The organism is Methanosarcina soligelidi, from assembly GCF_000744315.1.
In the GTDB taxonomy this organism is placed as follows: Archaea; Halobacteriota; Methanosarcinia; order Methanosarcinales; family Methanosarcinaceae; genus Methanosarcina; species Methanosarcina mazei.
This window is the reverse complement of the sequence record NZ_JQLR01000001.1, coordinates 1,198,888-1,225,836: the sequence shown is the minus strand read 5'-3', so window position 1 is coordinate 1,225,836 and position 26,949 is coordinate 1,198,888. Positions and strand designations below refer to the sequence as shown.

The following is a 26,949-nucleotide window of genomic DNA, read 5'->3' as shown; positions in this document are numbered from 1 at the left end:
ATAAAAACCTCATATTTTTAGCTCTTAATAAAGTTAAAAAAATAGAGACACAATTTCATAATTTAGTGATTTCTCATTTTTTTCTTCCTTAAATCTTCACTTTTCTCTGCTAACTGCCCAAATAAACTGTAATATTCCTTGAGAAACAATTTCTTTGGCATGAATGCCAAAGAATTCTTTTATTCCTTTAACTTTTCACTTTATTTTTTGCCTAAAATCGATACGCTCCGCTACATAATCCTTAACTCCTCTCTCAAACTAGATTACTAAAGCTTAAATGGATTAAATAATCTGAACAATTCCAGAAATGACTTTTGTGGTTTCTTGAGCAAATTTAATCTTCTCATTTGAGTAAGTTTAATCTGGTTCCCAATTCCTTTATCAGTCCTGAACTGCTTCTTGTTATCAGTTTTTAGACTTTTAGAATAATAGCTTTCTATAGGGTTATTTGTCGCTGGCGCTCCTGGAAGATAATGGAACAAAGTAAGATTTAACCAGTGTTTATTGATCATCCATAATCGTTTTTGAATCGTTTGATCGTATGTTCTTATATTTTCCATTAATTTATCGAAGTTATCTCTTGCTTTTTCAAGACTATTAAGTGGAAGATTTTCCTTTTTTCGTCTTCTTTCAAGCTTTAATTTACGTCTAAATTGGTTAAATTCCTTTTTTGCTTTTTTACTCCATTCTTGATGTTTTTCTTCATTATTAATTACGTTGAGTTCTTCAGATTGAAGTTCTTCCAAAAATTTAATTTCATTCTCTCGATTGTAAAATATATTCAATAACCTGTACTTCAATAGTTCCTGTTCAATCGTTGTATTCTTTGGGAAATCACTAACTATAAGCTTGTTTAAGTGCATCAAACAATATTGATGAACTAACTTATCTCCAAAAATTTCCTTTAATATATCAGGATATCTCTTATCAAAATCCGTAACGATAAATACAGGTTCTGATGCATCAAGATTTTTCCGTAGAAATTCCTTGATTGTTTCTGGACTCTTATCATCAAAAAGGTCATCTGCTATTGTTGTTTGAGTTTTTGCGTCCAGTAAGGTTAAACGGTATTTCTGACATCGTCCTTCTTTTGGATGCTGTTCGTCATAATGCACCATATGTATATTTTCTGAATATGGAACAGTTTCCTTTTCCATTCCATTGTAGAATGCTCTTAAGACAGTGCTTTTTGATCTTGGAAAAATGAAACCCATTACATCAGAAATTCCATCGTATGAAACGTTATGGTATCTGAGTAACTTGAAGAAATTATTGAATGAATCAAAAAGTAAAGTCTTCAAATCTTCCCAAAAACTATGATCTTCTTCGTGTGTACTACCACAATTTGAGCATTTATATCGACCAATGATGATTTCTCCAAGACCTTGTTTGGTATGGGGATTATAGCCATTATGAACCATTGGAGTACTACAAATAGAACAGATTGGAGGAATTTTTCTACGAAAAATTCCTCGTGTAGTATATTCATAATCGTTTCCAAAACAACCAAAAACGTCTAAAAGAGCAGGGAGCTCCGAAAAGTTATTAAGAGTAAGGTTTATAGTTACCATTGTTTGTGCCGTAACATCATTACATAATTATAGAATTATAATTTTGTGTAGTGATGTTATACTTACTTTTATCACTAGATTTTGGAACTGAGTCAAAATAGAGTTAAAGAGTTAATTATTCCCTACAATTAAACTATTGATTCACTGATCTGTATACTTTTTTTTCGTTTTTTGGAAAGTAATACTTTAAATCAGTATACTTATATTGCTTAAATACATTCCCGTGTAATTAAAGTGATTTACGCTAAAATTTTGTTCTTCGTTACAGTCAAATTAGGCGCAAATTCATCAGTTTTACATCTGTACATTATTTTCATGTTGAGTACAGTTTTCGTGAATTACTAACAATACAAATTTACCCCCTGATAGGGATTTCACCCTAACTTTCTTGAGTGGATGGAGGAATTGGAATTAAAAATAAAGTGCTAATTTTACTGGGAATTTTTCTTATTTTATCATTAATTTCAGGTATTGGGTCAGCTGCTGAGATAATTGTCCAGCCAGGAGACTCAATACAGGCTGCAATAGACAGTTCAAAATCAGGCGACACAATAACCATAAAACCCGGGACCTACACTGAAAATGTCAACATAACCAAAAGCAGCCTTTTGATAAGATCAGAGTCCGGCAACCCTGATGACACAATAATCAAAGCTAAAAGCTCATCAAGCAATGCGCTCTCAATGCAGGCATGGAATGTTACGATTAAAGGGATAAAAACCATAGGAGCAAGCGGTTCCAGCTATTCTGGAATTTATATGTACAAATGCAATCAATGTGTGATTGAGAATAATAAAATGACGAATAACGGATATGGGATCCGTATCGTAAGCTCCAACAGATGCACCGTCTCGAAAAATACAGTTCTGAATAACGGAGTTTACGGGATTTACCTCGGGAGCTGTAGCAATAACACTATTTCCGGAAATACGGCAACCAATGACAACCGCGGCATCCACGTAGGGTCCGCTGATGACAATACAATTTCAGACAACACTGTGACTTCAAACAATATTTTAGGAATGTATGTCTGCGGGCTCAGCGACAGGAACCTCATTTATAACAACTATTTCAATAACACAAATATAACCATTAAAAACGGAACAGGGAATGCCTATAACACCGCAAAAGCCTCAGGTAAAAACATTGTCGGCGGAACCTACATTGGCGGAAACTTCTGGGGCAAACCTGATGGTTCAGGCTTTTCCAATAAGGCAACGGACACGGACAGAGATGGGATTTCCGATTCAGCATACAGTATTCCGGGCAGCATATACATAGATCACCTGCCTCTAGTTGTCCCTGCCCCTCTAACAGCTCCTGGCGCAAGTTTCAGCAGCAATGTTACCTCAGGGACTGCACCTCTCAACGTCCTGTTTACTGACACAAGTACAGGTTCACCAACGACATGGAAATGGAACTTCGGAGACGGAACCAGTTCAACTCAGAAGAGTCCAACACATGCATATTCAACGGCAGGAACCTATACAGTAACACTTACAGTGACCAATTCAGCAGGCAGCAATACGGCAACGAAAACAAATTACGTAACAGTAACCACAGGAACCACAGGAACAAAACCGGTATTACAGTACTGGGGGTCTCCAAGGTCGGGAATTGCACCGTTGACTGTAACATTTAAGGACAATTCTTCAGGATCTCCGACGGCATGGAACTGGAGTTTCGGAGATGGAGCATATTCAAACGAAAAATATCCAAAGCATACATACACTGCACCAGGAAGTTACACGATATCACTTACAGCGAGCAATGCTGCAGGAAGTAATACGTTAACAAAGAGCAATTATATAGTGGTGACAGGAACTTCTTCTCAAACACCGGTTGCTGCATTTTCGGCATCTCCAACAGCCGGGACTGCACCATTGAGTGTAAGTTTTACTGACAGCAGCACGGGTTCGCCAACAACATGGAAATGGAACTTTGGAGATGGAACAAGTTCAACAGAGAAAAATCCTGTGCATACATATTCGACAGCGGGAAGCTACACAGTAACGCTTACAGCAAGCAATACAGCAGGCAGCAATACGGCAACGAAATCAAGTTATGTAACAGTAACTACAGGAACCACAGGAACAAAACCGGTATTACAATACTGGGGGTCTCCAAGGTCGGGAACTGCGCCGCTGACTGTAACATTTAAGGACAATTCTTCAGGATCTCCGACGGCATGGAACTGGAGTTTTGGAGATGGAGCATATTCAAACGAGAAATATCCAAAACATACGTATATGGCACCAGGAAGTTACACGATATCACTTACAGCCAGTAATGCAGCAGGAAGTAACACATTAATAAAGAACAACTATATAGTGGTGACAGGAACTTCTTCTCAAACACCGGTTGCTGCATTTTCGGCATCTCCAACAGCCGGGACTGCACCATTGAGTGTAAGTTTTACTGACACAAGTACAGGTTCACCAACGGCATGGAAATGGAACTTTGGAGATGGAACAAGTTCAACAGAGAAAAATCCTGTGCATACATATTCGACAGCTGGAAGCTACACAGTAACGCTTACAGCAAGCAATACAGCAGGAAGTAATACGGCAACGAAATCAAGTTATGTAACAGTAACTACAGGAACCACAGGAACAAAACCGGTATTACAGTACTGGGGGTCTCCAAGATCGGGAACTGCACCCTTGACTGTAACATTTAAGGACAATTCTTCAGGGTCGCCAACAGCATGGAACTGGAGTTTTGGAGATGGAGCATATTCAAACGAGAAATATCCAAAACATACGTATATGGCACCAGGAAGTTACACGATATCACTTACAGCCAGTAATGCAGCAGGAAGTAACACATTAATAAAAAACAACTATATAGTGGTGACAAATGCCTGAAAATTCTTGGAAATCAGTTTTAAGAGAAAAAGATAAAATCAGGTAAAAAAAGAAAAAACAAAATGACGAGAAAAACAAAAACAACAAGAAAATAAGAGAAAGGAAAAGACGGAGTTAAATAATAAACATAAAGGGTTTGGCTGAAGTAAAGGAGCCATTTCCCCATTAGAGTTTTTCTGCAAGGCTCCCGAACTCTAGCCGACCTGAAGCCGGAGATTCCGGCTCTTTTTTTTCAGTTTCAATTTTTTCGGGATTATAAGGCAATGTGTTTGCGAAGAACTCTTCTACCAGGCTTCCTACATCTTTTGGGGCTACATCAATGAATTCCCTGCTTTCTTCAGGTGGGAAGTATCCAAAAACAGAAAATTTTCCCAGTTTTCGCACCTGAGAACCCTGGTAGCGGGCGTCAAGAAGAATCCTTACCCCGAAATCTCCCGGAGAGCGGACAACCCTTCCCATTGCCTGCCTCACTTTCCTTATTGTCGGAACCTGGACTGCAAATTCCCAGCCTTCCCCGCACCCAAAAACAGTATCGTATGCCGACTCGACAGCTTTTATCCTGTCATTCAGAGCAGGGTATCCCACGCCCACTACAATTACAGTCCTGCCGCGGGAGTCCCGGAAATCAACTCCTTCGCTCAATGTTCCCCAGAGGTAGGTTATGAGCACAGCTTTTCCTCCCTGCTCCCCTATTTTGAAAAACTTCGGCCTTATCTCCTGAGCTGATACCCCAATCTCATCAAGGAAAATAGGAATTGAGAGTTCAGGCTCAAGGAGTTTCGTATATCTGAGTGCTTCGGCATAGCTCTGGAAATAAATGATTACATTCCCGGGGGAGGCAGCAGTGGCAGCAAGAAGAGCCTCTCTCAAACCTTCAAGGGTCTCAGGGCTGTCCCTGTTTTTTGCAAAGAGGGGAGGAACTGAGACTGCAAGAGTAAGCCTTCGTTCCTGTGGGAAAGTTGTCCCATAGGTAATTTCCTCCACTTCCCGGCTAATGCCCAGTGTGGACCTGACCATTTCGAAAGGACGGAGAGTGGCAGACATTAGCACCGCGGAATAAACGGAGTCAAGCAATGGCTGGGTCACATTTTTCGGGATGCAGGTGAAGAGTTCAAGCCTGCCTACAACCCTGTCACTTTTAAAGTCCCTGCGCATGTTCAGGATCGGATAATAGTTCTGCCTGTCCGAAAGCACAAGGTAAGAAGAAAGGAAATCTGCAACATAACGGATCTGGGAACGCTTGGGCACGGAAAGAAGCCCTTTTTTGTAGTTCTCAGCATAAATCTCTTCAAGCCTGCCTCCGAACTCCCCGATTTCACGCAGTCTGGTAAGAACCGTTTCTTCGTCTGCAAAACCCTCCTTCTGTGCGTCCCGCAAAAAGCGGGCTTTCAGGACGTCATGGCGTTCATAGGGGTCGCTTATCTGGATATCCTGCCAGTGTTTTCCAAGCCTGTTCCTTTCCCCGAACTTCAGCTTTGAGTCATAAGTATCCCTGATTGCGGTAAGAAGACAGGAAAAGAGCCTTCTGGCATAAATCCTTGAAGCGTAATCTTCGTCAAGAGGGATCCCTGTACCGGAGAATGAACCTCCCCCGAATACGGGAGAGCTTTCAGGCTCAGGAATTTCTCCCACTTCATAAAGGGCTTTTTCAACGGTCAGTTCAGAAAGCATTATTGAGGAATGGGAACGTGCTGAAGCCTCGATATTGTGGGCTTCGTCAAAGATGAGGATGACGTCTTCAGGGTCTCTCTCAAGCCATTTGAGAAGCGTCATGAAGATGTCAGCACTTAACACATGATGGAAATTACAGATAAGGAGCTCAGTATTTTTGAGTTCTTTTTTAAGCAGCTCATACCCGCACATTCCCCGGTCTTTTGCATACTCCATAATTTCTTCCGGACTCCTGACGTCCGAAAAGAGCCAGGAAGAAAATTCGCTGCTTTCGAACTTGAGGACTTCATAAAGCCTGGAGCAGGAATGGTTCCTTAAGGACTGAGCCTTTTTTCGGGCTTCATCGAGTTCTTTTTCGAGCTCGTTCCTGAGGATGTAAAGGGCAGGATCTTTTGATTTCTTGTGTTTTTCGAAGGCGTCTTTGAGTTCTTTTTCCTTTGAAGAGACCTCCCTTTCAAAATCAAGAAGGTCATAGGTGTTTTCCCCTTTGAGCCTGCATTCCTCGTAGTCAAGATTATCAGGGCACATCGAAGCTTTACCTTTAAAAACGATTGTTTTTATGCTGTTGTCCCTGTTGATGTCTCTTGCTTCATTTATGAACTGGACCATCTGCTGGTGGACATTCGTGACTATAATTACAACCTTATTGAGCTTCTTTCCCGCATGCAGTGCAGGAGCAAGTGCACTTAAAGTCTTGCCCGTACCGCATGCCCCTTCAAAGAGCACTATTTTCTCATTCTGGAGAGCAGAATGAATTTTATCCATAGCCTCTGACTGATTTGGGTAGCAGCTTTTTTTTGTAAAATATCGCATGTATCCGTTCTTTTGCATCATACGCTTAATCCTGAGGTCTCTACGGTTTCCAGAGCTCTGTATTTATAGCTATTATACGCTTATTGCAATACAGCACAAATTGCAGTTTCTTTTAATTTACTTTGAGGACTGTTGTCAAGGATTTTAAGAACTGTAATTAATTATCACCTAACAGTAATTAAATATTTTGAAACCCATTTTTATAAAGAATTATGGCCTGTTTTCAGACATCTATTTTTCCTGAAATAATGGTCCTGTAAACGATAAATCATATAAAATGACTTCTGATACTGATAATATACAGGCTTACTGTAAAGTGGAGAAGTCAGCAGTTTTTAATTCCCCGCTTTTACCAGAAGAGCATTCCCTTTCAAGGTATTTACTTCCCCACTCGCAGAGTGCGTCCAGGACAGGGAGCACGGTTTTCCCGAATTCCGTTAGAGAATATTCGACTCTGGGAGGGATTTCAGGATAAACTTTCCTTAAAATAAGCCCCGCGTCTTCAAGTTCCCGGAGCTGCTTTGTAAGCATCTTGGGAGATATCCCCTGCATATTCTGCTGGAGACCGGAAAATCTCAGCTTTTCCGTTTTCAACTGCCAGAGAATAATGGGCTTCCACTTGCCTCCGATTACATTCAGAGTCGCTTCAACAGGACATTGATAATGTTTATTCTGTTTTACCTCATTTGCCATACTCTTTCATTGTATCCTTTTTGTTACTGAGTATCCGGATTGTATGTATAGTATATAAGTATAGTTGCTGTAAATTAAATATCGAGAAATGTAAATTACTGACAGAAAGATCTCTATTTTGTAAAAAAGCTCGAATAAAAGATAAAAGGTGTAAGAATGAAAGTCATAGGAATTGTTGGAAGCCCCCGAAAGAATGGAAACACAAACATCCTTGTACAGCAGGTTCTGGAAGGCGCAGCAGAGGCAGGTGCCGAGACCCGGAACTTTATCCTTAACGAGATGAACTACAGCGGCTGCCAGGGATGCAATTACTGCAAGAGCCATGATAAGTGTAAGCTTGAAGACGACCTTATGGAATTATTCGACGAACTTGCATCAGCGGACGGGGTTGTTTTTGGCTCCCCCATCTACTTTGGTCAGTTTACAGGTCAGATGAGGCTTTTCCTTGACCGTTGCTATTCCCTCATAAATGCTGATTTCTCTCCCCGCCTCCCTGCCGGAAAAAAAGCTGTGGTCATAGGAACTCAGGGAGCACCTGATGCGGAAGCTTTCAAAGGAGTTTATGAGGAATTCAAAGGACAGATTTCGAACTTCATGCGCATGGATGTAAAGGATACGATTGTAGGAATCGGATACCATGCACCCGGAGAAGTAAAAGAAGACACAGAACTTATGGAAAAAGCAAAAAATACAGGCATTAACCTCTTTAAATAAGATAAAACAACCGGAAAAGAAAACAAAAAAACAAGATAAGATAAGATAAGATAGGGAAACCGGGAAAGAGAATAAAAACGGGATAATAAGACAGGGCGAAAGAAAACTGGAAATAGTTTCCTCGTCCAGATCTTTCATCAACGAACAGGAGGAGTCTGAATATGGAAACTCTTGAAGCAATCCACACTCGCCGAAGCATCCGAAAGTACACTGACAGACCAGTTCCGAGAGAGCTTGTTACCGAACTGCTCAGGGCAGCAATGAGTGCCCCCTCTGCGGTTAATGCCCAGCCCTGGGTCTTCATTGTAATCGATGACAGAAAAATTCTGGACGAGATTCCAACATTCAGCCCTTATGCCGGCATGTGCAGGGAAGCTCCTCTGGCAATTCTGGTCTGTGGGGATACTACCCAGGAAAAAGCACCCGGGTACTGGGTACAGGACTGCTCGGCAGCCATTCAGAACCTTCTTCTTGCAGCTCATGATGCAGGGCTGGGAGCGGTCTGGACAGGAATTTTTCCCATGACAGACAGAGTTCAAGGCTTCAGGAAAACATTTGGACTGCCTGGTCATGTATTTCCTCTCGGGCTTGTGCCTGTTGGTTATCCTGCAGAAAAACCCTCACCTCAGGACAGGTACAGGGAAGAGAAAGTCTACAATAACAGATACGGTCAAAAAAGAGAATGATTCTGCAAATACTGGCAGATCAAGACTATTTGCAGGCTGGTGATTTATTGGCTATAAGGGTTGTTGCAAAAAATCAGGTCAAACCTGAAAAGGTTCAGGAATTTATGGATTTGTGTAAAAGCCTTATTGAAGAGACGCTAAAAGAGGAAGGCTGTATAGATTATGGGGTATATCAGGAATTGGAGAATCCTGAAATCCTGACAATGTTAGAAGAGTGGAAAGACGAGGGCAGCCTTGATCAACATATAAGATCCGATCATTTTAAAGAGATATTTCCTTTGCTTTCAGAGTGTCTTGACAAAGAAACTGAAATCAATATATACAGAAAAAAGCTGTAATTTATTATATTTCAGTCCTTAAATTATATTTTCACTCATTTTTTGAAGGAATGAGTCAGGAGTACTCGGGAGAGAAAAATAATGAAAGTTGTTGCATTTAACGGAAGTCCGAGGAAGGAAGGCAATACAGCTTCTTTAATAAAGCATGTCCTTGCAGAGCTTGATAAAGAAGGAATAGAAACCGAGATAGTGCAAATCGGTGGGAAAAGCGTGCACGGCTGTACTGCCTGCTCAAAATGCTTTGAAAACATAGACAGAAGGTGCGTAATTGACAATGATATTGTCAACGAATGCATCGAAAAAATGCTTGAAGCCGACGGCATAATCCTTGCTTCACCCACGTATTTTGCAGACCTGACACCTGAACTCAAAGCTCTTATAGACAGAGCAGGTTTTGTTGCGAAAGCCAATAGCGAAATGTTCAGGTACAAAGTAGGGACGGCTGTTGTGGCGGTAAGGAGAGCCGGGTCAATCCACGTTTTTGATTCCATTAACCATTTCTTCACGATTTCCCAGATGATAATTCCAGGATCCAGCTACTGGAATATGGGGATAGGGCGTGCAGAAGGGGATGTTGAAAAAGACGATGAGGGCATCCAGACCATGCAGATCCTGGGCCAGAACATGGCATGGCTTTTGAAAAAACTTAATGAATAAATTAACAGAAGAATGCATAACTTAACAGGGGAGGCAGCCTTACATATTTATTCAGGGAAACGAATTTCATGGATAGAATAAGGGGGGAAATAAAATGAAAGTCCTTTATATCTTTGCACACCCTGAGCCGAAGTCCTTTAACGCTGCAATGAAAGATACAGCTATTGCTGCCTTGAAGGGCAAAGGGCACGAAGTAAAGCTCTCCGACCTTTACGCGATGGAATTTAACCCTGTGCTGAAAGCCTCGGACTTTACAGAGAGAAAAAACCCGGATTTATTTAATGCTTTCCTCGAAGCTATCAAAGCCTCAAAAACCGGGGCTTTTTCATCCGACATAAAAGAGGAGATGGAAAAAGTAGAATGGGCTGACCTGTTGATATTTCAGTTCCCAATTTACTTTACAACCATGCCAGCAATAATGAAAGGCTGGATTGACCGTGTACTGGCTCCAGGATTTGGTTTTAATCCCATAACCAGCAGTGCCTATGACACCGGACTCCTGAAAGGAAAATCAGTAATGCTTGCATTTACTACCGGCGCTCCGAAAGAAATGTATTCTGAGGGTGGAGCTCATGGCGATATTCACAGGCATCTTGAATCCGTAACTCACTGCGTTTTTGAGTATATGGGAATGAAAGTGCTGCCATCCTTCATAGTTTATGAAGCCAGTGCCATGAAACAGGAAAAGGGAACCGAAGAACTGGAGAGATATAAAAAGAGAATTTCCGAACTATAAATAGAAAAGAAAACGCCTTTTTTTAATTTTTTAAGTATTCAGGGAACTGTGGAGCAGCCTGAATCATACCCAAGTCTTATGCTACTGGATAATAATATTTACATATAATGTTTTTACAAAAAACTTTATTAACCGTTATGTATGTTCAGACATATCATTGAAATTCCATCTGAAGAGGTCTTTGAGTGAAAAAAGTCTGTGCATTCATAATTATCATAGTACTGGCATTGTCTCTGGCAGGCTCAGGTTGCGCTGAAAAAGGGGCTTCTACACCTGTATCTGAAAATCCGGAAAAAGCATTTGAAGGAAGGCAGGTCACGGTTTGCGCTGGAGCCGGGTTGATAAAGCCCATGAACGAATTGATTGAGAATTTTGAGAAAGAAACCGGAGCAGATATTGAGGTCCGCTACGGGGGAAGTGCAGAAATCTTCGGATTTCTGACCTCAAAGGAATGTGACATCTTCATCCCGGGAGACTACTACTATACTGAACAGGCTATGGACAGGAACTATGTTTTCAATGAAAGCGTGGAAAACCTGACCCTGCACATCCCGGTTATCGCAGTTCCTGCGGGAAATCCTGCAAATATAAGCAGACTTGAAGGCCTGGCAGGACCAGGGGTAAAACTGGCTCTAGGAGACCCTAATGGGCCTGCAATAGGCAAGGTATCGGAAGTCATCTGCACACAGGCAGGAATCCTTTCTGCAGTCGAAAAGAACATAATTGTCAAAACGGCTACTGTAAATCAGCTCCTCATCTACATTGCATCCGGTGAAGTTGATGCGGCAATTATATGGGAAGATATGGCAAGCTGGGGAGAAGCCAGCGGAAAGCTGGAAATTGTTTCTATCCCCGAAGAACAGAATAAAATAAAGACCATCCCCACAGCAGTTTCCATATATACCGAAGACCGTGAACTGGCAGAGGCATTTAACACTTATATTGCTGGAGAAGAAGCAAAAGAGGTCTGGGAAAAATGGGGCTTTGAGCCATGCGACACTTAAAATCCCGGGGCGTGAAACGCTCCTGGTTCAGGACCTTTACCGTGGGTATCGCCTGTACATTCACTTTTTTGCTCTTTATGACCGTAGGGACCCTGCTCTTTGTGCTCAAACCTTCAGATCTTCTTTCATCCCTGATTTCTGAAGAAATGCTTTATTCCATGAAGCTTTCCATGCTGACCTCTTCAGCCTCAACCCTTTCCGTTATGTGCTGTTCAATCCCCACAGCCTACGCACTTTCCCGTTTTTCCTTTCCCGGAAAAAGCGTTATAAAAACCGTACTCGGGCTTCCTATGGCATTTCCTGAACTGGTAATGGGACTTGCGCTCCTGCTTCTTTTCGGGCAGGGATTCCTTGGTCCTTACCTTGAAGCTCTGGGGATAAAGGTTACTTTCAGCAAGCTTGGGATAATAATTGCGCAGTTTTTTGTCGCTTTTCCCTATGCTGTAAGAGTAATCTACTCAACTTTTAAAGATATCAACCCGAGATACGAACAGGTCTCGAGGAGTTTCGGGTACGGGGAATTCGAGACATTCCGACATGTGACCCTTCCTATGGCAAGAAGCGGGCTATTTGCCTCGGGAGTAATTACCTTTGCACGCTGTATAGGAGCTTTCGGAGCCGTGCTGGTGCTTGCAGGAGGATCATATATGCATACCGAAGTCCTGCCCGTTACTCTTTACCTGAACATTTCCTACGGAAACCTGGAAATGGCTATCACAAGCGGGATTTTGTTAATGGGAATAGCCTTTCTCGCAATCCTCAGCGTTGAGAAGTTCGAAGGGGGAAGGATTTGAGCTTTCTTGAGGTAAAGGACCTCTGCCTTGATGTAGGAGATTTCGAACTCAGCGGGATAAGGCTCAAAGCTGAGAAAGGCGATTACCTGGCCCTGATAGGTCCTACAGGCAGCGGGAAATCCCTGCTTCTTGAAACCATAATAGGATTTTACGGACCCGAGAAAGGAAGAATTATCCTGGAAGGAAAAGATATCACTGACTTTCCTCCTGACATGAGGCAGATGAGCATAGTGTACCAGGACCATGTGCTTTTTCCCCACATGGATATTTTTGAAAACATAGCATATGCCCTCCGAAAAAAGCTCAGAGACAAAAAGCAGATCGAGGCGGAAGTAAAGCAGATCGCCGGAGTCCTGGGGATAGGCGAGCTCCTTCACAGAAAGCCGGCTACCCTGAGTGGAGGAGAGAAGCAGAGGGCAGCCATTGCAAGGAGCCTTGTGGTCAGGCCAAAACTGCTTCTTCTTGACGAGCCATTCAGCGCCCTTGATGCAAGGACAAAAGAAAAACTCAGGGAGATGCTGAAAAAGGCGATAAGTGAATACAGCACCACTGTCCTGCACGTGACCCATGACTTTGAAGACGTCTGGGCTCTCGCAAACCGCGTGGTCGTAATAAGAAAAGGTGAGGTTATGCAGGCAGGAGACCCTGAATCAGTATTTAAGAGACCTTCTCCAGACTTCGTGGCCGAGTTTCTGGGCACCAATGTGCTGAAAGGTTGTGTAAAGGCTCTTGAAGGAAAACTTACAGTGGTCGAAGCCGAAGGCATGAAAATATATTCCTCAGATCCAGCCGAGCCCGGGGAAGGTGTTACAGTCTCTATCCGCCCTGAAGAAATTATCCTTGCCAGAGAAGCTTTAGAAAGCTCGGCGCGGAACACAGTGCAGGGAAGGGTTTCAGGAGTTTTCAAAAAAGAACACCTTGTCGTGGTCGAGGTGGAGATCGGAAATGCTGAGATTAAAGCTGTGATCACGCCGACATCCTGTGAAATGCTTGGGCTCGAACCGGGAAGAGAAATCTATGCTGTGTTCAAGGCTTCAAATGCCAGGATAATAAGGTGAATAAGTAAGGTGAATAAGTAAGGGGAATAAGTAAGGAGAATAATGACAGGAAACAGAGAAAAAGATGTGAAAAGCTCGTAATAAAAGAAAATGTTAAAGATCCGCAGTAAAGAAAATATCAGAAAAACATCAAAAATAGAAACAAAAAGTAAGGAATTTTCGAGGCAAAACATGATAGACCTTTTTGATCTCTACTTTTACGAAGACTGCCCCTATCAGGATGAAAGCGCAGAACTGCTCAGGCTTGTGGGCAGGGGGAAAATGAGGATTGTTTCGAGGGAGAACGGGACCTCTGCCTGTGCCGGCGACCTTGCAGGATATTATGAGAAAAAAGGGCTGAAAGTCCTGAATTACTTCAGGGACGGGGAAAATTTCAAGCCCGGAGATGCAATTTTCGAAGCAGAAGGAGACATCAAACTTATATTCAGATTCTGGAGAGTTTCCCAGACATTTCTGACCATGATGTGCGCCATTGCCACGAAAACAGCCTCTATGGTCAGTGAGGCCCGAAGAACTAATCCTGATATTATTATTGCAACGAGCCGGAAGACGCACCCAGGGGCCCGGATATTTGAGCTTAAAGCAGTCCGGGCAGGCGGAGGAGATATCCACAGGAATTCCCTCAGCGACTCCATTCAGATAAGCCAGAACCACCTGGAAGTTGCAGGGGAACTGGGAAAGCTCAGGGCTATGAAAAAGATAGAAATCGAGCCCAGATCGAGAGAAGAAGCATTCAAATATGCTGAAATGTCGGACATAATGCTCCTTGATCATCTTTCCCCGGAAGAACTGAGGGAACTCGGACCAGAACTCAAGGAACTTAACCCTGAACTCGAGCTTGCAGTGGGAGGAATCGAGGCAAAAAGAATCCTCGAATACGCTCCCTTTGTTGAGATTATTGTCATAAGTGCTCCCTATTACGCAAATCCTCTTGACTTTACAACGAAGATCGAAAGGCTGTAAGCTGATAAATAAAAGGTGAACGCATGCCAGAAATCAAAAACATACAGGAAACCGAAAAAGAAGAAAACGGAACCCTGCCTGCCCTCGTAACCGCGCTAAAAAAAGACCTTGGTCCTGCTCTTGAAGAAATCGAAGTAAAGGATGTCAGGATCGGGCTTGCTTATACTGGAGTCCTGCTTTCCGAAAACTACGGGGGCGTTGCCTGCACACCACTTTATGAGTTTTCGGGCTGTCCTGCCCTCGGTTTTGCGGGCTTTCTGAAAGGAAGCTCTGCGGATAAAGTGCTCGAGTTTGCCCTGTCGAGAAACCCGTTTGAGGCAGCAATCGGAGTTGCAACCGCAAATGCGCTTTCTCATATGCTCCATGATCTGGAACCCAAAAAATTTTCTGTTTCAAAAATAGACATTCTTGACCTTATAAAACCTGAAGATAGGGTTGTAATGGTAGGCTATTTTGCTCCTCTTGTCCCGAGAATCCTGAAAATAACCGAGAAACTTACGATCCTTGAGAAGCGTGAAATCGAATTTCCTGAAACCACGACCCTGCCTTCGGAAAAAGCCAGAGAAATTCTCCCCGCATCGGATGTGATGATCCTCAGTGCAAGTACTCTTGCCAACCGGACTTTTGATGAGCTCCTTTCCTTCCGGGGTGCAGCAAGAGAAGTTGTCCTGCTCGGACCAAGCGCGCCTCTCTACCCTGCCCCGTTCTTCAGTAGAGGGATTACTGCAATAATGGGAACCCGGATTATCGACCCCCTGACAATGCTTACGGTGGTAAGTGAGGCAGGAGGAACAAAAAAACTGCACCAGTGCTGCGGGGAGAAGGTTGCTTTCCAAAATAAAAATGAAGACAGAAATAAGTCCTCTTGAGCGAAACGAAAAGGACAGTGAACTGCAGAGACGTAACTCTGCCGAAAAAGCTGAATTATCTGGGGAGAAGGTACCTTTCAGAAGAAGAAAACGAGAAGAAAAATAACTATGTTGAAAAAAAGGGGAAGAAAGCCAGAAAAATTTAAAGAAACTGGCAAAAAGAGCTTAAAAAAGAATGTTATTAACGCTTGATTATTATGATAAAAGTCCCAAAATGAACATTACCGAAGTAAAGCCAGGTATTTGATTGGTAGTCTCATTCCCAGCAATACCTTCTTCACTGCCTGGTAAGAGTGTATCATCACTTTCATTCACATTTGGAATTTCATCTTCTGGTAAAAGTTCTTCGTCTAATTTTGGAACTCCCATCCACTCGAACACTACTGGTACCTCACTTATACCTTCCTGTTTACAGTGTTCCTCGATTATTAGATAAATTTCATCAATTATAGAATCATTAACACTTTCTGGAGATTCTGGATCAAGTCCTACGGATATATATCCCCTATAATTATAGCCATACCCAGTCAATGGTCCACCAGATGACTTCATGTAGGGCCGAAGTTCAGTTCTGAAACTATGGATACAATCCCGTGCTTTCTCTTCCCACTCCACTTTTCCACTGGAATCTGTAACTACAGGCATTGTTCCCCGAGTGGCTATGAACCCGGGCTCATTTTTAACTTCCTCGAAAATCTGAGGTCCGTAGTCAGGTAGCGGGAGATCCTCCTCGTCCTGTGCCCACATAAAAATCACAGGGATATCACTTATTCCCTCCTGCTCTTCGCAATATTCCTCAATTTTCAAATACATCGCGTCAATTCTTGAGTCATCTACTTCTCCTTTATAGGCAGATCCCAATTCCACTATAATTACATCACTGGCAGCAACGCCTGATATAGAGCGGTCAAATTCGGAATATGAAGGCCCTATTTTGTTAAGATTTAGCCAGCAATCTGTAATTGAATTTTTCCACTCCTGATTGACAGTTTCTGGTATAGTTCCCCTGTATGCTATGAACAAGGGGTTATTTGCAAATTTCTTTATAGAATCTGGGGGCTCATCTGATTCGGAATCGTTAAATTCACTGTCATCTGCACCTGCGAAACTGCATAATAAAATAAAAGCAGAAATTATAAGCATTAACCATTTGCCAGTATTCCTTCTTTTGATCATTTAATCAGACCTTAACAGTTAGTTTAGAACTCCAGTCTTATTATTGTATTAAACTGAGCTCAAAATCAAGCATCTGCGCATTAGTGAAATACAGTATGATTAAATTCCTTATCTTTTTGCTCCACCGGCTTCAGAGCTCAGCTGCACAATTTTATTAAATAAAACATTGACATATCATAAAATACTTTTTAAATTTTCTAATTATATACTTGTTAGATTAAGACGAGAAACTATGATTCGAAGGTTAAACAACTTTTTTTGAAAACATATGGATTCAAATTCAGAATAAATTGGCAGGCCATTCATATTTATGAACGGGAATGAGGAGATTAACGGGAAGTATTGAGAATCAAAAAACAGATTTGAAGAAGCTTCAGCAGCCATAGAAATTTATATATAGACATAAAAATAGAACTCTTCAGTATCTTTTCACAGTTTTGAGTTATTTTGGGGAAAATAACCGAGAGAACTGACAATAGCAAACTGGCTGATTTTAGAGTTCATAATAGAGGTATAGAAAAAGCAATACTTGGGGGTATGAGAGGCATGGCTATGGGGCATGAAAAAAAAGTGTCTGGGATTTATGAAAAAAACAGATCAGGAGGATACGAACAAAACATTTCAGAGGGGTATGAAAAAAATGTGTTAAGACCAAAAAATGTATGGGAAGAGTTTTTTGCAGATAAAAGAAGTGGGGGTCACAGGTCTTCAGCTGAAGAATTTCTTTCTATGGAAGCGAGAGAAAAATTATTCCATCTCAATGGCGGAAAAACTATTCTTGACTTTGGGTGCGGAGCTGGAGAACTCCTGGTCTACTACGCACCGGAATATGAAAAAACAATAGGAGTTGATTTTTCTCCGTCCATGCTTGAGGAAGCAGGCAAAAGAATAAGGGAAAGAAATTGTAAAAATACAATTTTAATTCTGGCGGACGACAAAACCGTATGGGACAGGCTGGACTCTCCCCTTGATCGAATAACTGCAGCCGGAGTGTTTCAATATCTCACATATCAGGAAATTGATGATTTTATTTTCAATGCATCAAAATATCTTAATAAAGACGGGAAAATAGTATTGTTTGACATGCTGGACCCCCGATTATACCCTCTGTGGAAAATAGGGCTTTTTTCACAGGATAATAGCTGTAAGAAAATAGTAAGCAAAGCAATTTGCGGGGTTAGAAATACAATATCATCAAGCATAAAAAGGCGCCCGAGAGACATTCTGGGGTATTCACATCATCCCGGTAAAATTAAAAAAATTGCAAATAAAAATGGTTTTGAAATGATTTGTGTACAATCAATGTACTATGAATACAAATATCATGCAATAATATTCAGGAGTTAAACAGCCTTTAAAGTGGAGACTGGATCAAGCCTGTTTTTAACAGATGAACGTAAAACTCATTTTATTTTTTCTTGATGGATAACTTTCATTTCACTAACAGATTTTGGAACCGAGTAGTTCATCATAAATAAGAATAATTATCTATTTTTACGGGGCTTAAAATGGACGGAATTGAAGTTAGAGAATTACTGCCATCCGAATACAAAGAATGGGATTTGCTTGTAGAAAAAGCTCAACCCGGTACACTCTTTCATACAAGTGAATGGCTTGAAATTTGCAGGGATGTCCTGTCAAAAGACCTTAGAATCTACGGCTGTTTCAGAAACGGCGAACTTGTGGGAGGCTGCCCTCTTTTTGTAAAAAATATAAAAGGAGTGTTGAAAGTAGCAAGTTCAACCTGTAAAATGACCAGCTACAGCGGTCCCCTTATAAAAGAAAGTGCCAGCTTCAGAGCAAGTAAACGGATACAGGAAACCCATGAAATCCTCAATCCCCTCAGGGAATTTTTCTGCAAGCAGGGATTTGACAGCATTCACCTTACATTCGCTCCGGGCTTTGAGGATATAAGACCGTTTACGTGGAACGGATGGGATTCTGCCGTACATTACACCCATTACCTGAGTCTGAAAGAAAACATAGACGGAAACCTTTCAGGAGGAAGGCAGATGGAACTTAAAACTGCAACCGGGGCAGGACTTAAAACCCGGGTATCCAATGACCCTGAAACATATTATCGCCTGCTTTCACTGGCTTATGAAAAGAAGAATTTAGAGCCTCCTTTGCCTGGAGGGTTCTATGATAGAGTATTTAAGCTGATTCAGAAAAAAAGCGCCGGATACATGTTTGTCTCCGAGACTCCTGAGGGCGAAGCTGTTGCAGCTCACATAAACCTGTACGGAAAAAAATGCGCTGTAATCTGGACCTCAGCCCTGAACCCTGATTTTGATCGTTTGGGCTCCAATGCTCTTCTGTATTATAATGAATTTCTTGACCTGAGATCCCGAAACTTCGAATACATGAACTTAATGGCAGCAAATATTCCTGTATTTGTGGATTTTATTATGGGCTTTTCTCCTGAGCTGATTCCATATTATAGTGTGACCCTGGAGAGCAAAAAATACTCCGCCGCGAAAACCTTATACAAAACCACTCATAAGGAAACCTATTGATAGAAAAACTGCATTCCCCTGGATAGAAAATAGGGAATAAAAAAGAAACATAAAATTCTTCGAAGAACAGGCACAAAAAACGCACATGAAATTCTTCGAAGAACAGGCTCAAAAAACGAAAGTATCTGGAAGTACTTTCATGCCAAAGAGAAGTATGGGCATAAATCAGGGAGTGATGCATAAAAGTTACATTGACCTGAGAAGTCGCAAACAATATCCGTCATCTGCAACTCCCGGTCACCTGTACATTTAAGCGGTCAGACTCCCTGGTCCGGATTTCTTTTTTACAGATTTCTTATTTAATGTAGTACGTGACCTGTACTGACATCGAGACAGTAGACTCGCCTGGCTCAATAGGAGTGGAAACTGCTCCGGAAGCCTTTTCTTCTACTGCCATATCGTATTCATAATATACTCTGGGCCCGTTGCTTTCACTTATAGATGAAGTCTTCACACCAGTAATCTCAACACCCAGGCTCTTAGCAAGCGTATCGGCTTTTGATGATGCGTCATTGATCGCCTCATTCATCAGGTCCTCACGAAGCTGCTTTTGCATATCATCGGATACTGAGAATGAAATGCTTCCAATCTCATTAGCTCCGAAAGCTGTGGACCTGTCAATAATCTGACTCAGGTTGTCGAGATTTGTGGTTGTGATCTGCACGCTATTGGATGCTGCGTAACCTGTGATTTTTTGTGTCGTATCATAGCTGTATACAGGGTATACGGACACATAGGAGGTCTGTATTTCCCTGTCCTGCAATCCAATTGCTTTGAGCTCTGATACTATATTGCTCATAATGGCTGCATTTTCGTCGGATGCTTCCTTCGCAGTAGCAGCCTGGATCACAACACCTATTCTCATTGTTGCCGTGTCAGGGACAACCTTCTGTTCAGCATACCCGCTCATGGAAATAGTATTTTCCGCATCCTTTTCAGGCTCATTCTGTGAAATGGCATATATCGTTGCTGCCATCAGCACCAGAACAACTGACAGCGCAATGATAACATAATAAGATTTATCGTTTTTATTTTCCTGTGGCATTTTTCACATACTCCTTGCTCAATGCTTTATTTGCTGGCGGTTCGGTAAATTATAGCAAGTCATAGATGCACACGCACATATTAAAGAATTGCTTAAACTTCAATTGCGGTCGCAGTTATAATAACCGAATAACCGCATGGTATTGAAGGAAAAATATGTATAAAGTAAGGGATAGCCAGAGGATTATGGCATTGAGTCACAGGGAACTGAAAAGATAAAAAAGGTGAGAGCTTTTGATCACTCTCACGTCGTCTGTTTGTTCCGTACTATCCTTCAACCGGAAGTCCGTGAAAACAGACTCAACTTATTTTCTTGCCTTAATCTTCTCAAAGAGCTGCTTCAGGGTATCTTCATTGCTCTTCGTAAATTCGAAAGGCGAGGTTGTGAAAGGTTCAAAGTGCACTGCCACATCGTCGAGCCTGTAGAAGGTCCCGTCACATTCCATGGCATCAATGACTCCAGGGAGCACAACATCCGAAGCAGCTGTGCTCGGGCAGGGAGCAATGTCCAGGCAGACCATTGGGATTTTAGCAAGATAGGAAGCACAGTCCGCAGGGATGTGACAGACAAGGTCGGCGCACATTACAAAGGCTGCATCCACATCTTTTTCCCTCAGCACGTCCACGGTTGTATATTCTCCAGGATTGTAACGCGGGTGCCCGCGCATGAAGTCCAGCCCGAAGGGATAGCCGTACATGTAGGAAGCGACCTGGTTAAAACCTGCTACATTGCAGTGTCCACGGAGAGCTCCGAGAGTGAACTTGGCATAATTGTTCAGTTCTTTTACCAAGTTCATGGCAATTTCGGCGTTCCTGTGCTTTCCAATGGATGAGGAGAGCCCGAGCCCAACTGAAATGGCACCGAAGTTGCAGTTCTTCATTATGTCAAGCATCTCTTCCATGACCGGGATAGGTACTCCTGTGATCTCTTCCACAGACGGATGAGGAGTTTTCCCATGAAGCAGGGTAAGAAGAGCACTTATCAGTTCATAGTCCGAGCCGGGCTTGAGCTGCACGTGCAGGTCGGAAGCTTCAGTGGTCGGGGTTTTTCTCGGGTCCACGGTGATAACTGTCCTGTCAAAACGCCCGCGTTTGGTCCAGTAACCCCTTGGGAAAACTCCGTACCTCGACATCTGACGCGGCATGGACTCAAGAGGGTTGGTCCCCCAGTAGACAATGAGATCGCCTCTGTTTTTCTTCTGCCCTTCGGTTGCACCAACTTTTCCGGATTCCTGGATTCCCATCGCAGTTGGCCCGTGGCAGATAGTAGCATTTGAGTCAACAAGGGCACCAAGATATTCTCCGATCTTGAGCCCGACTTCATGCGCTTCGCAGGAAGTTTCGCTTCCCATAAAAAGGAGAGGGCGCTTTGCAGAAACAAGGATATCTGCGGCTCTTTCAAGGGCTTCGTCCCAGGCTGCCGCGGTCAGCTTTCCGTTAACTTTTATAAGGGGCTGCCTGAGCCTGTGAGAACTTACAACTTCCTGGAACTTGGCGTTCCCCATTTTACACGCATTTCTTGCCTCAATCTTTCCGTCCCCGAACTCGACCTGGATATCATCGCAGGCTGCCCCGCAGACCGGACAGACTATGTTTTTATAAATCATGCTCACTGCCCTCCAACATAAATTTTCATTACTACATCTTCGGCGCTGAGGACCTCTTCTTCTGACGGCTCAATGTATACGGGAGCTCCCTTATAGAGAGGTGAGCCCGTAGAAAGGGTATCCGGGTCAACGACAACATTCGACCAGATAGCCCTCGGCATGAAAACCTGCCCGGGCTGAACAGAGTCCGTACATTTCGCATAAACGACAATAGAATGTTTTCCATCCCTGCTTGTTACTTTTACTTTATCAGGGGAGCAGAGGGACACAAAATCCGCAGGAGAAATCCAGCATGAAGCACACTCCAGAGTGTACTCTTCCGTGAACTTGTCCCCACCTTTAGCAAGCCTGCCTTCATCAATTGTACTTCCGGAAATAAGTAATACTTCCATGTTTCCCACCTCAGAGCTCCGGGTTTGTATCTGCAGACACATAGAGAGCGCCTTTTGCCCTCTTGCTGATCGCATAGTCCCCTGTGTATTTTTTGAATTCGCCTATCAGCTCAAGCTCACCCGAAGTTATTTTGTTTTCCATAGAAACAAATTCGAAGCCCGGAGCAAAACGCTGTATTTTGCCCCCTACAACTATGGTTCCGCCTGCCATTTCAGCACCCAATCCGCGGAGAGCTCCGCCTTTTACAAAAATGAGCCCACCGTTCTGGCGGATCCCGCAGAAGCTTTCAACATTACCTTCCACAAGGATTTCTCCGCCGTCCATGCCGCCTCCAAGCTGGTGCCTAGCCGATCCTTCAATAACTATGCGTCCACCTTTCATGCCGTGCCACTTTCCTCTGTAAGCACAGCCCACATGGTCCCCGGCATTGCCTTTAATGTGCAGGAGACCACCAAGCATTTCCATGCCTGCCCAGGAATCAACATCTCCATAAACGGTGATCTCTCCTCCTTTCATTCCTGCCCCAACGTGCATGCCTGCAGAGCCTTCAATCTCAATTTTTCCTGCATTCATGCCTTCTCCGATCCTTTTGACCCTCATTGCGTCGCCTTTTATGCGTATCAGAGTCTCAGCCGCAGAACTGCCTGCGCTGCCCATCACTTCAAAGAAATCGGAAAGAGGATAGGTTTTAGGACCCTGCCAGACAGACAGCATCCCTATTTCTTCGGTGGTCTTGCCTGCAAAGGAATCAGGAGTTATAATATCTGCTTCCAGTTTAATGTCAATCGCTTTTTTAGGAATAAGCGTTACTTCTTCCATTTCTCCGGAACTTTCACCGGCATCGGTTTTTTTCTGAACAAGTACTCCCTCTGTCATCACTTCACCTCTCACTGTTAACCTGTATGGGAGTCGGGTTTGCCAGATATTTCTCTGGAGTCGGGTAGTTGGCAAAACCAAGAGTGTAGTACCTGAACCACTCCTTCACGTCAACCAGCATTTCCTTTTCCCGCTCATTTTCAACATGCACTTCGGAATAGTAAGTCCTCTTCTCAGGCAGGGAAACGATCTCCCCTTTAACAGCCACTATTTCGCCGCCTTTAACAGTATATTCCGCCTTCCTGAAGGCCCTGAGGAGGGCTTCGTAATTGTTTGCGTCAAGCTGCTGAGGGTTTATGTTGTAGACTGTAACATCTCCGTCCGCACCCACACCAAGAGAGCCTTTTCTGTGGGCCATGCCAATTGTCTTTGCAGGGTTAGCCCTTGTCAGAATCGCCAGATCATAGAGAGAAAGCTCACGGTTTATGCCTCCCAGCTCGCTCCTATCGTTTGCCCACTTGTGGCACTCACTGAAGGTCTGTTTCCTGAAAGCCTCGGACATGATCCAGGTCATAACCTCAGGGTATTTCGTAAACGGCCCACCATTCGGGCTGTCCGTGGTCATGATAGTTTTCCATGGGTCTTTGATAAGCAGGAGACATTCAAGCCCCATTGCCCACTGCAAACTGTGCACAGGGTTAGACTTGAGGTAGGTAAAGGGAAGGACACCTGAGCCGCATTCCATTTCAACATCAGTGTTCGACCACTTATTTCCTGTAAGGGTGTAAAGGTCATGGATAGCAGGCCCGTCTCCTGTCATTACTGTAGCTTCTCCGAAGGGAGTGCATCCGCTGTCGATTACCACATGGTCTTTGTTGTTGATATAATCTGCAATATCCTTAACACCGGATTCGCAGTCCCCCCAGGTTGTGCCTGCAAAACTGTTGAACATCAGGTGGGTGAGGTATACCGAACGGTCCCTTGAAAGGTCCATTTTAGTTTCTGCCCACTCCACAGCCATGTTCTGTTTTGTCTTTACCCCATCAGGGATTTTGAGGGAATCCTTGGTAATTGCATAGCAGCCGGGATGACCCAGGTTGTTCGCATGCAGGTGGACTGGCATAGGCATGCCGAGAGTCTCGTTAATCTCCGTAAGCCCTTTAATGACTTCTCTGGGAGTAATTTCGAAATGGATGTTGGTTTCGTCAAGAGTGCTGACGTTTTTACCCCATGCCCAGTTTTCGACTCCTGCGGGGTTGACGCATTTGATCCCGTAGGTCTTATGGGTCTTCATCATCCAGGCAACATAAGCAGCCGCCTTTTCCATATCCCCGTCCCTGAGGTAGCGCATCAGGAAAAAGTTGTTTCCGAGAACAAGGTACCCTCCCATGTCAAGAAGGGGAGTTGCACGCATCTCTTCATGGGTGTGGCGGGCTTCAAGAGGAGGAACTGCAGCTTCGAAAACCGTTGTATAGCCCATTGCTGCATAATCGTACCCCTGTTTGTAGACAGAAGGAACGGTATAGCCTGAACCTGAATGGGTAAGTGCGGTTTTCTTAAGGTTTGCTTTATAATGGTCTTCAGGGCGCATCGACCTGCCGGCATTAACCTTTGCACCGGCAACGTGGGAATGGGAGTCAACCCCTCCTGGCATAACAGTCATTCCGGAGGCGTCAATTAACTTAGAAGTTTTCATCTCAGCTGCAGAAAGCTCTTTTACGACTTTTCCGTCCCTGATGAAGATATCCATAATCTCCCCATTTATTTCGTTGAGGGGGTCAAAGACGTATCCGTTCTTGATTGCAATTGTTCCTGCCATTTATTCCACCTCTTTTTTCACAAGCCTTATCGCATCAACAGGGCAGATAAGGGCACAGGTCCCATCTCCTCCGCAGCGTTCCTGGTTTACGACCGAAATTTTTCCGTTCTTAACCCCAAGAATAGCTTTTTCGTCCATGTCGTACAGGTAGCCTGCGGCAAGTTCACGGTTGTCGAATGCGTTTACAGGGCAGACAATCACGCAGTTCCCGCAGCCAAGGCATGCATCGTCATCAGTTTCAAGTTGGGTGCGAAGCGCATCTTCGGGGGCAGGGACTTCAATCAGCTTTTTCTCGAGGGGGACCTTTTTCTCCATTTCCGGCAGAATTGCAGTTTTTCTGACGTCAATAGCATCAACAGGGCAGGCAACTGCACATGCGCCACAGTAAATGCAGGCATCCGGCCGGTGGGTGATCTTTTCAACTCTTTCCCCGGACTTTGCCTTCTTATTGAAAATTGCATTTGCAGGACAGACATTAATACAGGTATGGCAGGTCTGGCAGACATTCTCATCCCTGGACCAGCGTCCTTCAAAGGGCTTTTCCACAGAAATAGCATTTACAGGGCATACTGCAGCACACCAGCCGCAATGGACACAACATTCCGTATCAATATGGGTTTTTCCGATAACCTTCAGTTTCCCGTCCGTAGAAATTTCCCGGGTCACTTCAATACAGCCCTGTGGGCAGATATCTTCACAGAGACCGCAGTGGACACAGCTTTCGTTTACTGATGTCGGCCTCATAGCCCTTGAAATATAGGACATGTCTGTGAGGGGTTTTCCTTCCTGTCTCAGTTCAAGAGCACCTGTGGGGCAGACTTTTGCGCAGATCCCGCAGACAAGGCAGTCTTCACTCTTTGCCATCTCCAGGAAATACGCATCCAGTAACCCTCTAGCTACAGCTCCCACAGCCCCTATGGAAAGGGTGCCTTTGGGACATGCCTGTACACAGGTCCCGCAGCCAATGCATTTTTCAGGCTGATAGACCAGCTGCCGGTCTTTTTTTTCGGAAAAGACTGACAATCGCATCTCATTTTGCATTTTATTTACCTCTCAACGTTATTCTGTGCATCCGCCGCACAGCAGCTCATCATCATGTTGAACGAACATCTCACCACATTTTTTGCAGCACTGGATCCGCTTTTTCTTCCTGACCGGGACTTCCAGATCCACGGTTTTCCAGGAATAAACATTATCCCCTGCTTCCAGAAGGACAGGCACAACCTCTTCATGGTGAAACTTTTCAGTGTTCAGGTACCAGGCATGAAGTTTTGGGTAGTCCTTTGTCTTTTCAGGGTCAAGGTAAATCCTGATACCTTTTATGCCCTTCATCCCTTCAGGCATCTGCCTGTTAACCGTTACAGCCATCTTCCCCAGGTTATTGATTTTCAACCCATTGTTCCCGATAGTAGCTCCGGCAAGGATCTGAAAAGGGTCAGGAATGCAGCTTTTCGTTTCACAGGTCACGTAAATGCGCTCCCCGTCCCGGACGTCAAGCTTCCTCCTTGCAATATTGAGCATCTGGATGCCGATTAATGCCCCTGATGTCAGAAAGCCGTGAAAAGGGACGACCTTTTCAATCTGTGAAAGCAGCTCAGGGTCTTTCACCTGCTTCAGGATTGTCTCCATGCTGTGTTTCTCTTGATCGGAATTCTTATGCAATTGGTACACCGCCGCAGATTTGATCGTTATGTTTAAATAAACATAACGCCAAAGATGTTGAATACAGACAGGTGAGTTTAATAAAGACAGGCGATATTCAGGAATTTAATTATGTAAATTCCAACATAACGCAGAAGGATACACTACTATATTTATAGGTAACTTTTTGACAGAAACTTATATCTGGAGTACAATTCAGAGGAGTTTCAGGTTGCAGTTTAAACAACGGGGGCCAAACTCCTCGTGATTGGCAGGCTCATAAAAAAACACCAGCCAGAAGTCTACTGCTCCCGGATATGTAAAGCTCAACATATCTATGAAATCAGAAGACAGGACTCTTGCGATTAAAATATATAAACAAGTGTTTTATAAAATTATCGATTAAGAAGAGAGTTTCCTTTAAAAAAGGCCAATAAATAGAACTTTTTTAATCAAATTCCACCTGTCCCTGAAAAACAAAATATGTTAATCTTCCGGCAATC

General features: G+C 43.4%; 25 protein-coding genes. 14 read left to right on the top strand and 11 right to left on the bottom strand.

The genetic code is table 11. The annotated features are described in order from the left end of the window. Positions 1-266: 266 nt before the first annotated feature. Positions 267-1,571: an ISNCY family transposase gene (locus M886_RS05400; protein WP_048050816.1), complete on the bottom strand. Its 1,305-nt coding sequence runs from the start codon at positions 1,569-1,571 to the stop codon at positions 267-269. A 422-nt stretch (positions 1,572-1,993) separates the two neighbouring features. Here M886_RS05400 and M886_RS17690 point away from each other — a divergent pair, with 422 nt between their 5' ends. After that, entirely contained in the window at positions 1,994-4,438 is a 2,445-nt protein-coding gene (locus tag M886_RS17690) for a right-handed parallel beta-helix repeat-containing protein (RefSeq protein WP_235203877.1), read from the top strand. Positions 4,439-4,603: 165 nt separating this feature from the next. Here M886_RS17690 and M886_RS05390 read toward each other — a convergent pair whose 3' ends face one another. Both M886_RS05390 and M886_RS05385 read right to left on the bottom strand, forming a co-directional pair. Continuing rightward, positions 4,604-6,943: an ATP-dependent DNA helicase gene (locus tag M886_RS05390; RefSeq protein WP_048050815.1), complete on the bottom strand. Its 2,340-nt coding sequence runs from the start codon at positions 6,941-6,943 to the stop codon at positions 4,604-4,606. 285 nt (positions 6,944-7,228) lie between these two features. Further along, positions 7,229-7,615 (bottom strand): winged helix-turn-helix transcriptional regulator, encoded by a 387-nt coding sequence (locus tag M886_RS05385; RefSeq protein WP_011033531.1) that lies wholly within the window; start codon positions 7,613-7,615, stop codon positions 7,229-7,231. Between the two features lie 156 nt (positions 7,616-7,771). Here M886_RS05385 and M886_RS05380 point away from each other — a divergent pair, with 156 nt between their 5' ends. The 11 genes from M886_RS05380 (at position 7,772) to M886_RS18590 (ending at position 15,580) form a co-directional block, all read left to right on the top strand. Next, positions 7,772-8,329 carry a flavodoxin family protein gene (locus tag M886_RS05380; RefSeq protein WP_011033530.1) on the top strand — a complete coding sequence of 186 codons (558 nt, stop codon included), beginning with the start codon at positions 7,772-7,774 and terminating at the stop codon, positions 8,327-8,329. 161 nt (positions 8,330-8,490) lie between these two features. Then, a complete protein-coding gene (locus tag M886_RS05375; protein WP_048050814.1) occupies positions 8,491-9,015 on the top strand; it encodes a nitroreductase family protein in 525 nt (174 codons plus the stop codon). Then, on the top strand, positions 9,012-9,353 hold the full coding sequence (locus M886_RS05370) for a putative quinol monooxygenase (RefSeq protein ID WP_048050813.1): 342 nt from the start codon (positions 9,012-9,014) through the stop codon (positions 9,351-9,353). The genes M886_RS05375 and M886_RS05370 overlap by 4 nt, the downstream gene beginning before the upstream one ends. An 81-nt stretch (positions 9,354-9,434) precedes the next feature. Continuing rightward, positions 9,435-10,010 carry a flavodoxin family protein gene (locus tag M886_RS05365; protein WP_048050812.1) on the top strand — a complete coding sequence of 192 codons (576 nt, stop codon included), beginning with the start codon at positions 9,435-9,437 and terminating at the stop codon, positions 10,008-10,010. A 94-nt stretch (positions 10,011-10,104) separates the two neighbouring features. Continuing rightward, positions 10,105-10,746, top strand: a complete 642-nt coding sequence (locus M886_RS05360; protein ID WP_048050811.1) for an NAD(P)H-dependent oxidoreductase — start codon at positions 10,105-10,107, stop codon at positions 10,744-10,746. A gap of 185 nt (positions 10,747-10,931) precedes the next feature. After that, positions 10,932-11,750, top strand: a complete 819-nt coding sequence (gene modA / locus M886_RS05355) for a molybdate ABC transporter substrate-binding protein (protein ID WP_048050810.1) — start codon at positions 10,932-10,934, stop codon at positions 11,748-11,750. Further along, entirely contained in the window at positions 11,738-12,544 is an 807-nt protein-coding gene (locus tag M886_RS05350) for an ABC transporter permease (protein ID WP_084685047.1), read from the top strand. Before modA ends, M886_RS05350 begins: the two co-directional genes overlap by 13 nt. Continuing rightward, positions 12,541-13,602, top strand: a complete 1,062-nt coding sequence (locus M886_RS05345) for an ATP-binding cassette domain-containing protein (RefSeq protein WP_048050809.1) — start codon at positions 12,541-12,543, stop codon at positions 13,600-13,602. Before M886_RS05350 ends, M886_RS05345 begins: the two co-directional genes overlap by 4 nt. Positions 13,603-13,773: 171 nt before the next feature. Then, positions 13,774-14,565, top strand: a complete 792-nt coding sequence (locus M886_RS05340; RefSeq protein WP_048047033.1) for a nicotinate-nucleotide pyrophosphorylase — start codon at positions 13,774-13,776, stop codon at positions 14,563-14,565. A 23-nt stretch (positions 14,566-14,588) separates the two neighbouring features. Beyond that, positions 14,589-15,434, top strand: coding sequence for a Rossmann-like domain-containing protein (locus M886_RS05335; RefSeq protein ID WP_048050808.1), 846 nt, complete (start codon positions 14,589-14,591; stop codon positions 15,432-15,434). Next, on the top strand, positions 15,431-15,580 hold the full coding sequence (locus tag M886_RS18590; protein ID WP_160173158.1) for a hypothetical protein: 150 nt from the start codon (positions 15,431-15,433) through the stop codon (positions 15,578-15,580). The genes M886_RS05335 and M886_RS18590 overlap by 4 nt, the downstream gene beginning before the upstream one ends. A 49-nt stretch (positions 15,581-15,629) precedes the next feature. Here M886_RS18590 and M886_RS05330 read toward each other — a convergent pair whose 3' ends face one another. Beyond that, positions 15,630-16,610, bottom strand: a complete 981-nt coding sequence (locus M886_RS05330) for a hypothetical protein (protein WP_048050807.1) — start codon at positions 16,608-16,610, stop codon at positions 15,630-15,632. A 642-nt stretch (positions 16,611-17,252) separates the two neighbouring features. Between M886_RS05330 and M886_RS05325 the strand changes: the two genes are divergently transcribed. Together M886_RS05325 and M886_RS05320 are read left to right on the top strand one after the other, a co-directional pair. Next, on the top strand, positions 17,253-17,957 hold the full coding sequence (locus M886_RS05325; protein ID WP_048038738.1) for a class I SAM-dependent methyltransferase: 705 nt from the start codon (positions 17,253-17,255) through the stop codon (positions 17,955-17,957). 161 nt (positions 17,958-18,118) lie between these two features. Continuing rightward, positions 18,119-19,126 carry a GNAT family N-acetyltransferase gene (locus M886_RS05320; RefSeq protein ID WP_048050806.1) on the top strand — a complete coding sequence of 336 codons (1,008 nt, stop codon included), beginning with the start codon at positions 18,119-18,121 and terminating at the stop codon, positions 19,124-19,126. A 295-nt stretch (positions 19,127-19,421) separates the two neighbouring features. On the opposite strand, the gene M886_RS05315 is transcribed toward M886_RS05320, so the two are convergent. The 7 genes from M886_RS05315 to M886_RS05285 all read right to left on the bottom strand — a co-directional run bounded on the left by M886_RS05315 (position 19,422) and on the right by M886_RS05285 (position 26,476). Further along, positions 19,422-20,171, bottom strand: a complete 750-nt coding sequence (locus M886_RS05315; protein ID WP_048050805.1) for an SIMPL domain-containing protein — start codon at positions 20,169-20,171, stop codon at positions 19,422-19,424. Positions 20,172-20,475: 304 nt separating this feature from the next. Next, complete coding sequence (locus M886_RS05310) at positions 20,476-21,777, bottom strand: formylmethanofuran dehydrogenase subunit B (RefSeq protein ID WP_048038712.1); 1,302 nt, start codon at positions 21,775-21,777, stop codon at positions 20,476-20,478. Between the two features lie 2 nt (positions 21,778-21,779). After that, entirely contained in the window at positions 21,780-22,169 is a 390-nt protein-coding gene (locus M886_RS05305; protein ID WP_048038736.1) for a molybdopterin dinucleotide binding domain-containing protein, read from the bottom strand. Between the two features lie 10 nt (positions 22,170-22,179). After that, on the bottom strand, positions 22,180-23,046 hold the full coding sequence (locus tag M886_RS05300) for a formylmethanofuran dehydrogenase subunit C (RefSeq protein ID WP_048038710.1): 867 nt from the start codon (positions 23,044-23,046) through the stop codon (positions 22,180-22,182). Positions 23,047-23,050: 4 nt separating this feature from the next. Next, positions 23,051-24,805 (bottom strand): formylmethanofuran dehydrogenase subunit A, encoded by a 1,755-nt coding sequence (locus M886_RS05295; protein WP_048050804.1) that lies wholly within the window; start codon positions 24,803-24,805, stop codon positions 23,051-23,053. Next, on the bottom strand, positions 24,806-25,846 hold the full coding sequence (locus tag M886_RS05290) for a 4Fe-4S binding protein (protein WP_048050803.1): 1,041 nt from the start codon (positions 25,844-25,846) through the stop codon (positions 24,806-24,808). Positions 25,847-25,864: 18 nt separating this feature from the next. Continuing rightward, a complete protein-coding gene (locus tag M886_RS05285) occupies positions 25,865-26,476 on the bottom strand; it encodes an FmdE family protein (RefSeq protein WP_235203876.1) in 612 nt (203 codons plus the stop codon). Positions 26,477-26,949: the final 473 nt, after the last annotated feature.